Source organism: Amycolatopsis sp. NPDC004772 (genome assembly GCF_053601215.1).
In genome coordinates this window covers 38174-52743 of sequence record NZ_JBSGBK010000012.1, presented here as the reverse complement: position 1 = coordinate 52743, position 14570 = coordinate 38174, and the positions used below count along the sequence as shown (strand labels likewise).

The window sequence follows — 14570 nt, the reverse complement described above, 5'->3', positions numbered from 1 at the left end:
AACGCCTTGTGCACCGAACGTGGAAGAAATGCGGATTCGCGAAACCCGGACGGCCGATTGCGCGACATCAAAAGAGGACAGCAAGCTGACGCCGGGGAGGCCGCGTGGAGTTTCGGATGCTCGGCCCGCTGGAGGCGTGGCACGACGGCGTGCCGGTGCCGCTGGGCGACCAGCAGCAGCGGTTCGTCCTCGTCGTGCTCCTCCTGCACGCCAACAAGCCCGTCACGCCCGCCCGGCTCGCCGAGATCGTCTGGGCCGATCGCGAAGCCAAACCCACCCTGGTGCGCAGCTACATCAAGCGGCTGCGGGACGTCGTCGGGGACGCGACCATCGAGACCACCCCGACCGGCTACCTGCTGCGGATCGCCGACGACCAGCTCGACACCGCCCGCTTCAACCGGCTGCGCGCCGAAGCCGCGGACGTCCGCGCCGACGACCCCCGCCGGGCGATCGCGCTGCTGCGCGAGGCCGCCGGGCTGTGGCGTGGGAAGTTCCTCGAAGACATCGACATCGACCGCGTCGGCGGGCCCGAGGTCATCTCGCCGGACGAGAGCTACCCGGACGTCGTCGGTGACCTGGCCGAACTCGAGCTCGAATCCGGCGACCACCGCTCGGCGCGCGACCGGCTGCGGCCGCTCGTCCAGGCCGATCCGGCCAGCCAGAAGCACGCCGAACTGCTGATGCGCGCGCTGCTCGCCGGCGGCGACCGGGTCGCGGCGCTGCGCGTCTTCCACGGCACCCGCGACGCCCTCACCGCGCTGCGGATGGCGCCCGGGCCGGTGCTGCGCAAGCTCGCCGCGCGCGCCGAACAGGGCGATCCGCCCAGTTCGCTGCCGTCGCGGCCCGGCGGGTTCACCGGCCGGACCGGCGAAATCGCCGCGATCGAGGCGGCTGCCGCGGCCGGGCGGCGCGCGGTCTGGGTCAGCGGTGCGCCCGGCGTCGGCAAGACCGGGCTGGTCGTCGAGGCGGCCCACCGGCTCCGCCGCCGGTTCCCCGACGGCCAGCTGCTCGCCCGGCTGAACGGGTTCACCCCCGGTGTCGAGCCGGCCGACGTCGGCGACGCCCTCACCGAGCTGCTGGTCGAACTCGGCGTCCCCGCCGAGCAGATCCCGGCCACCGTGGGCCGGAAAGTGACGCTCTACCAGGCGACGCTGTGGGGCACGCGCACGCTCGTCGTGCTGGACAACGCCGCGTCGCCGGAGCAGATCCGGCCGCTGCTGCCGGAGGCGGACGGCTGCCTGGCCGTCATCACCAGCCGGCGGATGGGCGACGCCGACACCGGCGAGCCTCTCCGGCTCTCGCCGTTGCCCCCGGAGGAGGCCGCCGAGCTGTTCCACGTGCTCGCCGGGCCGTCGCGGCTGCGCGGCCGGGCCGCCGACGTCGACGCGGTGGTCCGGCGGTGCGGCTGCCTGCCGATGCCGATCCGCGTGGCGGCCGCGCTGTTCCGGCGGCACGACCGGTGGCCGCTGGAGCACCTGCTGCGCCTGCTCGAGGAGAACGGGCCGTGGGGTGAGGCCGACGGCATCGCCGCCGTCCGGGTGTCCTACCGGCAGCTCGGCGAGCCGCAGCGCACCTTGTTCCGGCTGCTCGGCAGCCTGCCCGGCCCGGACGTGGACGTCGCGGGCGGCGCCGCGCTGGCCGGCTGCGGCGTCGCCGAGGCGCGAGCGCTGCTCGACGACCTCCACGAGGTCAGCTTGCTGGAGGAGGCCGCGACCGAGCGCTACCAGATGCTCGACCCGCTCAAGGAGTTCGCCGCCGAAGAGCCGGCCCCCGAGCCCGCGCTGGTGCGGCTGCTCGACTACTACCTCGTCACGCTGGCGGCCGCGGTCCGCGCCGCCTACCCCTTCGACCGGGCTCAGCTGCCGTCGACGACGGACCGGTCCTGCGCGGTGACGCCGGGCTTCGCCGACGCCGATGCCGGGCTACGGTGGATCGTCGCCGAACGCGACAACCTCGTGGCCGCCATCCGCTACGCCGCCGCGCACGCGCTGCCCGAGCACACCTGGCGGCTGGCCGTGCTGCTGTGGCGGTACTTCAACACGACGAACCAGTTCGAAGACTGGATCGGCACGCTCGAACTCGCCTGGAAGATCGTCGCCTCCGACGCGGGCAACGACTACGGCCAGGCGCACGTCCTGCTGCGGCTGGCCACCGCGCACGACCGGCGCGGGCAGCTCGCCGAGGCGCTGGAACTCGCCGCCCAGGCGCTACCCAAGTGGCGCCGCCTCGGCGACCCGCGCGGCGAGGCGGCGACGCTGTGCGCGCTCGCCATCCCCACCATGGAACTGGGCCGGCACGACCAGGCGATCGCCCACCTCGAGGCCGCGCTGGCCAAGTACGAGCAGACCGAGGACCGCCGCGGCGAAGCCCACGCGCTGGGCATGCTCGGCTACCTCAACGAGCTCCACGGCAACCTCCAGGTCGCGTTGCGCCAGCACGAATCCGCCGCGCGGATGCTGCGCGAGATCGGCCACGTCCAGGGCCTGGCGCACACGCTGAACAACCTCGGCTCGGTGCAGGAACGGCTCGGTCTGCTCACCGAAGCGCTGGCCAGTTACACGGAGGCGCACGGGCACGCCGCCGAAGTCGGCGATCACTGCGTCGAGGCGTACGCGCTGAACAACCTCGGGAACGTGCACCGGCAGCGCGGCCGGTACGCCGAAGCCGTCCGCTACCACGACAAGGCCCGCGAAGTGGCGGCGAACGTCCCGGACGCGGACCTGCGCACCCAGCTGTACCTCGACCGCGGCGCGACGGCGCTGGCCCGCGGCGCCCGGCAGGAAGCCCTCACCGCCGGCAAGTCCGCTCTGGACCTGGCCGACGGCAGCGGCAACCGCGCCTACCGGGCCCGCGCCCACCGCGGCGTCGCCGAAACGCTGCACGCGATGGGCGACCACGAAAGCGCCGTCACGCACTGGGCCGCGGCCGAGGACGAGTTCGCCGAGCTCGAGCTGCCGGAAGCCGGCGAAGTGCGCGAAGTGCGTTCGGCGTTGAGCTGCGCCTGCGCGCCGCGGTGAGCCGTGAGTGGCGGCGCCACTCACGGCCGCGGGTTCCTCAACCGTGCCAGGGGTTGCCGTCGGTGGTGGGGGTCGGCGTCGGCGTGACGACCGGGGCGGCCGGCGCCCCGCCGTCGTCCGCGGACGCGGTGGTGGCGCCGATCAGCGGCAGCGCGGCGAGCGCGCAGACGGCGAGCACCGGACCGGCGATTTTGACCAGCTTTTTGGACATGGCGAATCCCTCCTCGGGAATGGTGATTTGATCCGGGCGCTTCGGAGAATTCCGCGCCCACCACCGAGGATTCGCGCCGCCGCATTCAGCGACAAGGGGTTTCCTGTTTCATAAACGAACAGGAAACAGCGAGCGCTCCGGCCAAGAGCACGCCCGCGGCCGTGAACAGCGCGATCGACGTCGTCGTCGCGGCCGACAACGCACCCAGGATCGCCACCCCGAGGGCCGCGCCGGTCTGGCGGGAGGCGTTCAACGCGCCGCCCGCGATGCCGGTCAGCTCGGGCGGGGCCGCCGTGACCACCATGGCCAGCAACGACGGGATGGCCAACGAGACGCCGAAGCCCAGCAGGGCCAGCGCGGCCACCGACAGCGCCGCCGACGTCGTGGCCGCCTGGAGCAGCGCGCCTCCGGACATCAGGGCGAAGCCCGAAACCGCCGGGATCCGCGGGCCGGAACGGGCCACCAGCCGGCCGGTGAAAATCGGGTTGAACGCCGTCGGGATCGTCAGCGGCAGGAAGGCCAGCCCGGTTGTCGACGGCGGATATCCGCGGGTTTTCTGGAAATACAGCGACAGCACGAACAGCACCCCGGACAACCCGAAGTTCACGATCGCGCCGGCCGCCAGCCCGAGCGGGAACGCGCGGACGCGGAACAGGCGGGCCGGGAGCATCGCCTCCGGGTGACGCTGGGACCGCACGAACACCGCGGCCGCGGCGACGGCGAGCACCAGGGCACCCCACGACCGCTCGATCAGCGCGTATGTCAGCGTCGACAAGGAGACGACCGCCGACACCTGGCTCACCACGTCGAACCAACCCGGTCTCGCCGGGGTCGACGGTGCCGAGCGGGACAGCGCCAGAGCGACCAGCGCCACCGGGACGTTGACCAGGAAGATCGCCCGCCAGCCGAACGCCTCCGTCAGGACGCCGCCCAGCACCGGGCCCGCCACCAGGCCGGTTCCGCTCACCGCGGCCCACACCCCCATCGCCTTCGCCCGCGCGGACGGTACCGGGTTGGCCACCGCGATCAGCGACAGCGACGAAGGAACCAGCAAGGCGCCCGCGACGCCGAGCAGCGCCCGCAGCGCGATCAGCATCGGTGCCGAAACCGACAGCGCCGACAAGCCGGACAGCGCCGCGAACGAGGTGAGACCGAGGAAGAACACCCGGCGGGCGCCGAACCGGTCCGACCACGCTCCCGCGGTGAGGAGGAACGCCGCGAACGTCAGCGTGTAGCCGTTCGAAATCCATTGCTGCGCCGGCAAAGACGGTGAGAGGGCCGGCAGGGCGACCGTCACGATCGTCGTGTCCAGCATGACCAGGAAGTAACCCAGCGATAAGCCGGTGAGGAGTCTTGCCACACCGGAAGCCTGGACGCTCGGTGACCTCGGCGGAAGCAGGGAGTTACGATGGCGGGTATCGGGAACGCCGATGGGGGATGCCATGGAACTGCGCCACCTGCGCACCTTCCGCGTCGTCGCGCGGACGCTCAACTTCACCCGCGCCGCGGCCGAGCTGCACTACGCGCAGTCCAGCGTCACCGAGCAGATCCAGGCCCTGGAAGCGGAACTCGGCTCGAAGCTGTTCGAACGCGGGCGCCGGCTGCGGCTCACCGCTGCCGGGGAACGGCTCGTCGGCTACGCGGACCAGGTGCTCGAGCTCGTCGAGGAGGCCCGGGCCGCGGTCGACGAGGAGCGCGGCGAACCGGAAGGCGACCTGACCATCGGCGCCTTGGAAACGTTGTGCGCACAGCGAATCCCGGCCCTCTTCGGCGAATACCGGGCGAAGTGGCCGCGCGTGCGGCTCGCCCTCCGGGAGGGCAGCCGCGGGGAGCTCTACCAGGCCGTGCAACGGTCCGAAATGGACGTTTGCTTCACGTTCGGCGACGCACCCGCCGACCCGGCGCTCGCCAGCGCGTCGCTGGGCACCGAGCCGCTCGTCGTCCTCGTCCCGCCGGCACATCCGCTGGCGCAGCGGGAAGAACTCCGGCCGGGCGATCTCGACGGCGTCGGCTTCCTCGCGACGCCGCGGGGGTGTGGCTTCCGCGAGATGCTGGACCGGATCGACGGACCGGTCGTCGAGGCGGAGGTCGGCAGCCTCGCCGCCCTCGCGCGGTGCGTGGCCGCCGGGCTGGGGTGCGGGCTCGTGCCCGCGCTCGTCGAGCACCGAGGTGCCGTCGCCGTCCCCCTGGCCGGAGCGGCCACCGACGTCACCATGACGTGGCGGCGGCGCGACGAGCACAAGCCGAGTGTCGCCGCGCTGCTCGCCGCCGCCTACGCGTTGTCCAATACGGACAGCAGCTCGTCCGGCAGCTCCAACGTGAACGCCGGGGCGATCGACTCGTAGTGCTCCCACGTGCGCGGCCCGATCAGCGGGATGACGCCGTGGTGCAGCAACCACGCCAGGGCCACCTGGTTGCCCGACGCGCCCAGTGCCGACGCCACCTTCGCCACCGCGGCGAGGCGGGCTTCCGAATCCGGGCCCGCGTAGGACCGCCAGACCGGAGTGGACTCACGGTACGCGGCGTCGTCGTAGATTCCGCGCAGCAGTGAGGAATACGCCGCCAGGGAGACGTCCGGGTGCAGGGACAGCCAGTCCAGGAGCTCGGCGCCCGCGATCGACGGGACGTCGGCGCCGGTGGGGCGCAGGTACGAGTGCTGGACCTGGACCGCCGCCGGGGCGGCCCAGCCGTTGGCCAGCGCCAGGGACCTGATGCGTTCCAGGCGCCACGTGCGGACGTTGCTCCAGCCGATGTACCGCACCTTGCCCGCCCGGACCAGACCGTCCAATGCGGACAGTGTCTCCTCCAGCGGGACGCGGCGGTCGTCGACGTGGATGTAGTAGAGGTCGATGTGGCCGGTGCCCAGCCGCCGGAGGCTGTGGTCCACCTCGCGCTCGATCACCGCCGCGCCCGCTCCCTCGAACGTGCGCTCCACCCCGGCCCAGTCCACCGTGCCGTCCGGATGCCGGGCGGCGCGGGCCGCCGGGAGGTCCGTGATGCCCGCCGACACCTTCGTCGCCAGGAACACGCGGTCGCGGCGGCCCTTCAGGAGGCGGCCGAGGAGGGACTCGCTTTCGCCGCCCGTCGCGTCCGGGGCCCACCAGGCGTAGCAGTTCGCCGTGTCCAGGAAGTCGCCGCCCGCGTCGAGGTAGGCGTCCAGGATGCGCTTCGACGTCGGTTCGTCCGTCGACGTGCCCATCGTCATGCAGCCCAGCGACACCTGGCTGACGTGCTGACCGGTCAGGCCCAGTTCCACCTTCTTCATACGACCACGCTAAGGCCGGATCGGTCCGGTACTACAGTCCAATATCGTGGCGGGATCACAGACCGATTGGGGTGTGCTGCTGGAGCCGGCCGGGCCGGGCCCGAAGCACGAACAGCTGGCCAGGGCGTTGCGCAAGGCGATCCGGGACGGCGTTCTGACCGGCGCCGTCCCGCCCAGCCGCCGGCTCGCCGCCGATCTCGGGTGCTCGCGGTGGGTCGTCACGCAGGCCTACGCCCAGCTCGTCGCCGAGGGGTACCTCGCGGGGCGCACCGGGTCGGCCACCCGGGTCCGGCCGGTGGGTGACGCGGTGGCGCCGCCCGAGCCGGCGCGGGTGCCGGCACCGCGGTACGACCTCGCTCCCGGCCTGCCCGACCTGCGCAACTTCCCCCGCCGGGCCTGGGCCGAAGCGGTCCGCGAAGTGCTCGCGAACGCGCCGCACCCGGACTTCGGGCTGCCCGAGCCGGGCGGGCACCCCCGGCTGCGCCAGGTCCTGGGCGAGTACCTCCGGCGCGTCCGCGGCGCCGCGCCCGGCACCGTGCTGGTCTGCGGCGGCGTCACCGACGGCGTGGCCGGCGTCTGCCGCGCGCTGGTCGAGCGCGGCAACACGCGGCTCGCCGTCGAAGATCCTGGGTGGACGCGGTTGCGGCGGACGGCCGAAGACGCCGGGATGACCGTCCACCCGGTGCCCGTCGACGGCGAAGGCATCGACGTCGGGCGGATTCCGGCGGGCGTGCGCGCCGTGCTCGTCACGCCCGCGCACCAGTTCCCCACCGGCTCGGTCCTTTCGCCGCGGCGGCGCGCCGAGCTGCTGGCCTGGGCGCGGGACGTCGACGGCCTGATCCTCGAGGACGACTACGACGCCGAGTTCCGCTACGACCGGCGGCCCGTCGGCACCGTCCAGGGCACCGATCCGGGGCGGGTCGCGCACTTCGGTTCGGTCAGCAAGACACTCAGTCCCGCGCTCGGACTCGGCTGGGTCGTCGTTCCTCCACAGTGGACAGTTCGAGCGCATCCGCCGCCCGTGCTCGACCAGCTCGCGCTGGCGGGCTTCATCACCAGCGGCGGCTACGACCGGCACCTGCGGGCGGCCCGGCTGCGCTACCGCGCGCGGCGCGACAAGCTCGTCGACGCGCTCGGGCCGGCGCGGCTCTCCGGGGTCGCCGCCGGGCTGCACCTCGTGCTCCACCTCGACCAGGACGCCGCGGCCGTCGTCCGGAAGGCGAGGGCGGCCGGGGTCAAGGTGACCGATCTCGACGGCTACCGGACGACGCCGGGCGAGCCCGCGCTCGTCCTCGGCTACGGCAACCTCGCCGACACCGGCGTCGAGGCCGCCGCGCGGCTGCTCCGGCAGGCCATGACAACGGTTTGACCTGGTTGCCGCCTTCTCAAATGTTCGCGGATGTGAAAAGCTGCCAGACAGTCCGCTTCTGACAACGTTGTCACCTGGGAGGTGCGCGCCCCATGGGGTCGCCAAGCAGACAACTGATCGCCGCGGCGGCCGCCGCGCTCGTGGTCGCCGCCACGACCCAGGCCACCGCCCACGCCGCCGCGCCGGTCGATCCGGTGGGCCTGGTCAACCCGTTCGTCGGCACACAGAACTTCGGGAACACCTTCCCCGGCGCGAGTGCGCCCTTCGGAATGGTGCAGGTCAGCCCGGACACCGGCGGCCAGGGCGGCTACGACTACCTGCAGAACGCGATCTACGGCTTCAGCCAGACGCACCTGTCCGGCGTCGGCTGCGGCGTGATGGGCGAGCTGCCGATCATGCCCACGACCGGCGCGGTGGACAACGTTGACAAGGACGCCTACAAGTCCGGGTACAGCCACGACGACGAGCACGCCGAGCCCGGCTACTACCGCGTCGGCCTGAAGAAGTACGGCATCAACGCCGAACTGACGGCGACCGCGCGCACCGGCTGGCAGCGCTACACGTTCCCCTCGACCGGGCAGGCGAACGTCCTGTTCAACACCGGCCAGGCCAACCAGTCGGTCAAGGACTCCGAGATCCACGTCATCGGCGACCGGACGCTCGAAGGGCGGGTCAAGGCCGGCGGGTTCTGCGCCGGCCACGACGAGCACACCGTCTATTTCACCGCCACCTTCGACCGGCCGTTCAGCTCGTTCGGCACCTGGCGCGGCTCGACGCGCACGCCGGGCGGCCGCGACGCCGCGGGCACCGGCGGCAACGGCGCCTGGGCCGGCTTCGACGCGAGCACCGACCACGACGTCGTGCTCAAGGTCGGCCTGTCCTACACCGGTCTCGACGGCGCCCGGAAGAACCTGGCTGCCGAAACCAAGGACTACGACTTCGACGCCACGCGGGCCGCGCTGCACCAGCAGTGGGCCGACCGGCTCGGCGCGATCAAGATCGCGGGCGGCACGACCGAGCGGCAGACTGCGTTCTACACCGCGCTCTACCACGCGCAGCTGCATCCGAACCTGGCCGGCGACACCGACGGCGCGTACACCGGCTTCGACGGCAAGGTGCACACCGCGAGCGGCTACACGCCGTACCAGAACTTCTCGCTGTGGGACACCTACCGGCCGCAAAACCAGCTTCTGGAGATGCTGGAACCGCAGGTCGCGCGGGACGTCGCGCTGTCGGTCGTCGCCATCGGCCGCGACGGCGGGTGGCTGCCGCGCTGGGCGCTCGCCGAGAGCGAAACGAACATCATGACCGGCGACCCGGTGACGCCGTTCCTCGTCGAAGCGTGGTCGAAGGGCCTGCTCGCCGGGCACGAAGAAGAGGCGTACGCGCTGCTCAAGAAGAACGCGACGAGCACGCCGCCCGCCGATTCGCCGTACAACGGCCGCTCGGGCGTCAACTACTACAACGAGCGCGGGTACCTCCCGAGCGGGCTCGAACTCGGCACGGACTGCGCGGCCAAGGGCGGTGACAACGACTGCGAGCACCCGGCGTCGGCGACCATGGAGTACGCCGCCGCGGACGCGTCCCTCGCGCTGATGGCCCGCGGCCTGGGCCACCAGGCGGACGCGCGGATGTTCGCCGACCGCGGCCAGTGGTACCGCAACCTGTGGGACTCGTCGATCCAGCAGTTCCGCCCGCGCACGGCCGAGGGCACGTTCGTGACGCCGTACAACCCGGTCGACGCCGGCCACCAGTTCCACGAAGGCGGCGCCTACCAGTACCAGTGGCTCGTGCCGCAGGACCCGGCCGGGCTCGTTTCCCTGATGGGCGGCCGGACGGCGACCGAGAAGCGCCTGGACTCCTTCTTCGCCTACGGCAACCTCCTGAAGGACCCGGCCGGCACCGCGCGGAAGGACTGGATCGCCAGCCCGTACGACTACTACGGCAAGGCGACCTACAACCCGAACAACGAGCCCGACCTGCTCGCGCCCTACATGTACAACTGGGTCGGCGCCCCGGCGAAGACGGCGACCGTCGTCCGCGCGGCGATGACGCTGTTCACCACCGGCCCCGACGGCATGACCGGCAACGACGACCTCGGCACCATGTCGGCCTGGTACGTCTTCTCCTCGCTCGGCCTGTACCCGACGATGAGCGGTGCCAACTTCCTCGCGCTGTCGAGCCCGCAGTTCGAGTCGGCGACCGTCCGCATCGGACAGTACGGGTCCGCCCAGGGCGGGACGCTCACCGTGTCGGCGCCGGGCGCGAGCGACGCGAACCGGTACATCCAGAGCGTGTCGCTCAACGGCCGGGACGTCCGGAAGACGTCCCTGGACTGGGCTTCGCTGGCGCACGGCGGGACGCTGTCGCACAAGCTCGGCTCGAAGCCGTCTTCGTGGGGGACGTCGTCGTCCGCGGCGCCGCCTTCGGTGAACAACGCGACCGGCGACCAGCGGCGGCACGTCGACGCCTCCCTGCGGCAGACGTCGGTGGTGATCCCGTCGGGGGCGGCCCGGCAGGTGCACCTCGACCTGGACGTGGTGGCCCAGAACCCGGGCCTGCAGCCGGTGACGGTTTCGGTCACTTCGCCGTGGAGGTCCCGGGTCCAGCCGCTGCTCCTGCCCTGGTCCGGACGGCTGCCGGTGCAGCAGACCGTGCCGATCACGGTGACCGTGCCGGCGGGCGCGGCGCTCGGGACGTACCCGGTGGAGGTCAAGGTCACCGGGCTGGGCGCGAACACGGTGACGCGCTCGGCGACGGTCGAGGTCCGGACGCCGTCGGCGTGCGTGACGACCGGCCCGCAGTGCGCGGTCGACCTGACCCGCGACCGCAACCACGACGGCACGGCCACGGTGGCCGCGTCCGACCAGGGCAACTTCGACGGCGGCGGCTGGAGCTACGACGCCGACCTGCTCCCGGCGGCCGGACCGGTGGTCTGGGACGGCGTCACCTACGCGGCGCCGGACGCTTCGGGCACTTCGCCCAACTTCGTGGAGGCCCGCGGGCAGTCGCTGTTGCTCCCGGCCGGTCAGCACACGGCGGTGAAGCTGGTCGGGGCGTCGCACAACGGCCCGGTGTCGACGTCGGTGACGGCGCACTACACCGACGGGACCAGCGCCGATCTGGCGGTGACCTTCGGCGACTGGGCGGGGTCCGGGAGTCCGGTGCTGCTCGAGATGCCGCACCGGATCAAGGCCGGCAGCGGGGTCGACGGACCGCCGGTCCGGCTGTTCGGGATCGCGGCCGCCCTGGACGGCGGGAAGACCGTGCAGTCGGTGAGCCTGCCGAACGACCCGCGGGTGGAGATCTACGCGCTGACCCTGGCGTGACGCGTCAGCCGCGGGCTTCGGGCGCCTGAGGCGGGCGGTCGAGCTTGCGGAATTCGACCCACTGGCGGCTGGTTTCGTCCCAGACGACCTGGTGCTTGGCGAAGAATTCCGCAAGCCGGCCGCGGCTCAGCTCGACCGCGGGGGTGGTGACGATGTAGTAGTCCAGCTCGTCGCGGAGGCGGTTGAAGCGGTAGCGCGTCTCCGTCATCAGCACCCAGCGCGAGCGCCAGTTGAAGAACGTCTCGAGGCCGCCGAGCACGGTGACCAGCGCGACCATCGGCAGCGCGATCGACGCGCGGGCCGGGATCTCCTGGATGCCGAGCACCACGGTCGACGCCGCGGTGAGCAGCAGAGCGCTCACCCGCACGATCGACGCGTGGCGGCGGAACTGGCTCTTGCGGCTGTCCACCCAGGCCATGTCGGCCGAGATCAGGTCGCGGAACCCGAGGAACTGGTCGCGCAGCGGGCGGTCGGGATCCCGGCCGGCGACTTCGAGGAAGCCGCGTTCGGAATCCAGGTGGCCGGGTCGCTGCGACGGGGACGCCATCGGGCCAGGGTCGTGGAATCCCCGCACCCCGGCAAGGGGGTCAGGCGACGATCCGCGGTTCGGACGCCAGCCGCGACAGGACGTGCGTCAGCCGCCGGGCGGCCACGTCCCACTCCTCCAGCGCGCTGCCCCGGCCGAGCGCCGCCGTGCGCAGGGAGCGGCGCAGTTCCGGGTCCGCGTACCAGCGGTGCAGTGCGTCCGCCAGTGCGTACGGGTCGTCCGGCGCCACCAGCAGGCCCGGCATCTCGCCGTCGGCGTCGACGCCCAGTGCGTCGTACACCCCGCCCACCTCGGTGGCCAGGACCGGGATGCCGCGGGCCAGTGCCTGGGCCACGAACATGCCGGACGTCGCCGCGCGGGCCGGGATGACCAGCAGGTCCGCCGCGTTGTAGGCCGCGCCGAGGTCGACCGCGTCGCCCGCGAGCGTGATCCGGTTGCCGAGACCGAGCCGCTCGATCGACCAGCCGAGCTCGCCGACGAACGCCGGGTCCGCCTCCAGCGAGCCGGCGAACACGCACGACAGCGCCAGGTGGTCGACCTCGCCGAGGGCCTGGACCAGCACGTCGTGGCCGTTGCGGCGGGTCACGTCCCCCACGCAGAGCAGGCGGGACACGCCGTCCGCGCCCGCCGCGAGCGGGGCCGCGTCGGTGCCGGGCTTGGCGACGTAGACGCGGGCCGGGTCCAGGTCGTGGCGGTCGATCAGCAGCCGGGCGAGCCAGGGGCTGGTCGCGACGACCATGCCGGCCATCCGCAGCGTCTCGCGCTCGCACGCGTCGAGCTCCGCGGCGTGCGCCGGGGCGAGGCCGGGCTCGTCGGCCAGCGCCTGGTGCACCAGCACGGCCAGCCGCAGCCGCCGCGCGTGCGGGACGACGATCTCGGGCACGCCGGAGGCGATCATGCCGTCGAGCAGCACGACCGTCCGGTCCGGCAGCGCGGCGAGGGACCGCGCCAGTCTCCGTCTCGACGTCGCGTCCGGCTCCGGCCAGTCGCCGGCGATCGGCAGCTCCAGCACCGGCTGGCCGACGGCGGGCAGGTTCTGGCACATCCGCTTGTCGTAGGTGTCGCTGCCCGGCGGCGCGGCCGGGAGGATGAACACCATCGGGTCGGCGGGCCTCATCGCGCGCGCCGGAGCAGGCGGGGTTCGGAAACAGACACGGCTACCTCCAGCGTGGGTCGACGGCGGTGACGGCTCATACGTCACACGCACCCCGCGCCGGAACGGTTCAGCTCTGTGCGTCGATCATCCAGACGCCGTTCTGCTGGACGAGCGTGAAGGTGTCGTTCTCGGCGTTCCCGCCGTCGTAGGTGACCCGCGCGGTAACGCGGCCCGGCCCGACCTCCCGGGGGTTGCTCACCTGGACCGACTTGTACCGGCCCCAGAAGTTCTTGTACGTCTCGTACGTCTGGTTGCGCGAGGCCTTGAAGTGCGGCGTCAGCAGGTTCCACGCGGCCGCCGGGTTGCTCGGCAGCAGCCCGTAGTAGGCGGTGAGGGCGTCGACGGCCGTCTTCGAGGAGGCCACCGTCGAGACCGTCGGCGAAGTCGGGGCGGTCGACGGCGCCGACGTCGGCGGCGAAGAGGGCGCGGGCGTAGACGGCGGGGTCGAGGGGGCCGCGGACGCCGAGGTGGACGGCGTCGGCGACGGCGGTGCGGCGACGTTGTCCTGCGGCGGCTTCTGCCGCACGACCAGCAGGATCGCCACGACGACGGCCACGCACAGCAGCGCCGCGCCCGCCCCGACGGCGATCAGGCCCTTGCGCGCCCCCGGCGACACCGCGGTGACCTCGCCCGCGGGCACGGTGACGGCGGCCGGCACGACCGGCACCGCCGGGGGCTCGGTCTCGGGGACCGTCGCCGCGAGCACCGAGTCGCCGGGCTCCGCGTCCGGCAGCAACGCCAGCAGCTCCTGCTCGACCTCGTCCATCGACGGGCGCTCGGCCGGTTCGGAGGCGAGCATCCGCACCAGCAGCGGGGTCAGCCGGCCGGCCTTCTCCGGCGGCACGATCTCGCCACTGGAGGCCTTGTAGAGCAAGGCGATCGGGTTGTCGGCGGTGCCGTACGGCGACTGCCCCTCGACGGCGGCGTACAGCGTGGCGCCGAGCGAGAAGACGTCGGCGGCGAAGTCCGCGTCCTCGCCGCGGGCCACTTCGGGCGCGAGGTACGCGGGCGTGCCGGCGATCTCGCCGGTGGCCGTCAGCTTGACGTCACCGATCGCGCGCGAGATGCCGAAGTCGGTGATCTTCGCCGTGCCATCCTCGGAGACCAGGATGTTGGCCGGCTTCACGTCGCGGTGCACGACCCCGGCGCGGTGCGCGCCCGCGAGCGCCGAACTGATCTGCACGCCGACGCGGATGGCGTCGTCCACCGTGGCCGGCTCCTCGCCGAGCACGAGGGCCAAGCTCTTCGACGGCAGGTACTCCATCACCAGCCACGGCCGGTCCTCCTCCTCGAGGACGGCGAACACGGTGATCGCGTGGGAATGCTGCAACCGGGCGGCGATCCGCGCCTCGCGCATCGCGCGGTTCTTCGCCTCCTGGGTGCGTTGCTCGTCGTGGTCGTGCGGGAGCAGGAGTTCCTTGATCGCCACGGTGCGGTCGAGCTTCTCGTCCTGGGCCCGCCACACCGTGCCCATCGCGCCGCCGCCGATCGGCTCGACCAGCCGGTACCGATCGCGGATCCGGCGACTTTCCACGAGCATCCACCATTCTCCGAAGTGGCCGACGAGATCCGGTCAGCATGCCAGGCTGGGCGGCCGACCGGTACCAACGTAACCGAAAACCTTGCGCGGACAGCGCAAACGAGCGCTGTGGCGCCGCCCACGGTGTACCCCGGAA

At 72.6% G+C, this 14570-nt stretch carries 10 protein-coding genes; 4 read left to right on the top strand and 6 right to left on the bottom strand.

The window, feature by feature from the left end; genetic code table 11:
- Positions 1–104: 104 nt before the first annotated feature.
- On the top strand, positions 105–3017 hold the full coding sequence (locus tag ACWEF6_RS10295; protein WP_449682628.1) for a tetratricopeptide repeat protein: 2913 nt from the start codon (positions 105–107) through the stop codon (positions 3015–3017).
- Between the two features lie 37 nt (positions 3018–3054).
- On the opposite strand, the gene ACWEF6_RS10290 is transcribed toward ACWEF6_RS10295, so the two are convergent.
- Positions 3055–3228, bottom strand: a complete 174-nt coding sequence (locus ACWEF6_RS10290; protein WP_449682627.1) for a hypothetical protein — start codon at positions 3226–3228, stop codon at positions 3055–3057.
- A gap of 85 nt (positions 3229–3313) precedes the next feature.
- Positions 3314–4588 carry an MFS transporter gene (locus ACWEF6_RS10285; RefSeq protein WP_449682626.1) on the bottom strand — a complete coding sequence of 425 codons (1275 nt, stop codon included), beginning with the start codon at positions 4586–4588 and terminating at the stop codon, positions 3314–3316.
- Positions 4589–4670: 82 nt separating this feature from the next.
- On the opposite strand from ACWEF6_RS10285, the gene ACWEF6_RS10280 reads away from it, so the two are divergent.
- On the top strand, positions 4671–5573 hold the full coding sequence (locus ACWEF6_RS10280) for a LysR family transcriptional regulator (protein ID WP_449682625.1): 903 nt from the start codon (positions 4671–4673) through the stop codon (positions 5571–5573).
- Here ACWEF6_RS10280 and ACWEF6_RS10275 read toward each other — a convergent pair.
- A complete protein-coding gene (locus tag ACWEF6_RS10275; RefSeq protein ID WP_449682624.1) occupies positions 5501–6493 on the bottom strand; it encodes an aldo/keto reductase in 993 nt (330 codons plus the stop codon). The genes ACWEF6_RS10280 and ACWEF6_RS10275 overlap by 73 nt on opposite strands.
- A gap of 46 nt (positions 6494–6539) precedes the next feature.
- Between ACWEF6_RS10275 and pdxR the strand changes: the two genes are divergently transcribed.
- Together pdxR and ACWEF6_RS10265 are read left to right on the top strand one after the other, a co-directional pair.
- Complete coding sequence (gene pdxR / locus ACWEF6_RS10270; RefSeq protein ID WP_449682623.1) at positions 6540–7862, top strand: MocR-like pyridoxine biosynthesis transcription factor PdxR; 1323 nt, start codon at positions 6540–6542, stop codon at positions 7860–7862.
- A gap of 92 nt (positions 7863–7954) precedes the next feature.
- A complete protein-coding gene (locus tag ACWEF6_RS10265) occupies positions 7955–11191 on the top strand; it encodes a GH92 family glycosyl hydrolase (RefSeq protein WP_449682622.1) in 3237 nt (1078 codons plus the stop codon).
- Positions 11192–11195: 4 nt separating this feature from the next.
- Here ACWEF6_RS10265 and ACWEF6_RS10260 read toward each other — a convergent pair whose 3' ends face one another.
- The 3 genes from ACWEF6_RS10260 to ACWEF6_RS10250 all read right to left on the bottom strand — a co-directional run bounded on the left by ACWEF6_RS10260 (position 11196) and on the right by ACWEF6_RS10250 (position 14434).
- Positions 11196–11738, bottom strand: a complete 543-nt coding sequence (locus ACWEF6_RS10260) for an SLATT domain-containing protein (protein ID WP_449682621.1) — start codon at positions 11736–11738, stop codon at positions 11196–11198.
- Between the two features lie 40 nt (positions 11739–11778).
- Positions 11779–12837 (bottom strand): glycosyltransferase family 4 protein, encoded by a 1059-nt coding sequence (locus ACWEF6_RS10255; protein ID WP_449682720.1) that lies wholly within the window; start codon positions 12835–12837, stop codon positions 11779–11781.
- Between the two features lie 124 nt (positions 12838–12961).
- Positions 12962–14434, bottom strand: a complete 1473-nt coding sequence (locus ACWEF6_RS10250) for a serine/threonine-protein kinase (RefSeq protein ID WP_449682620.1) — start codon at positions 14432–14434, stop codon at positions 12962–12964.
- Positions 14435–14570: the final 136 nt, after the last annotated feature.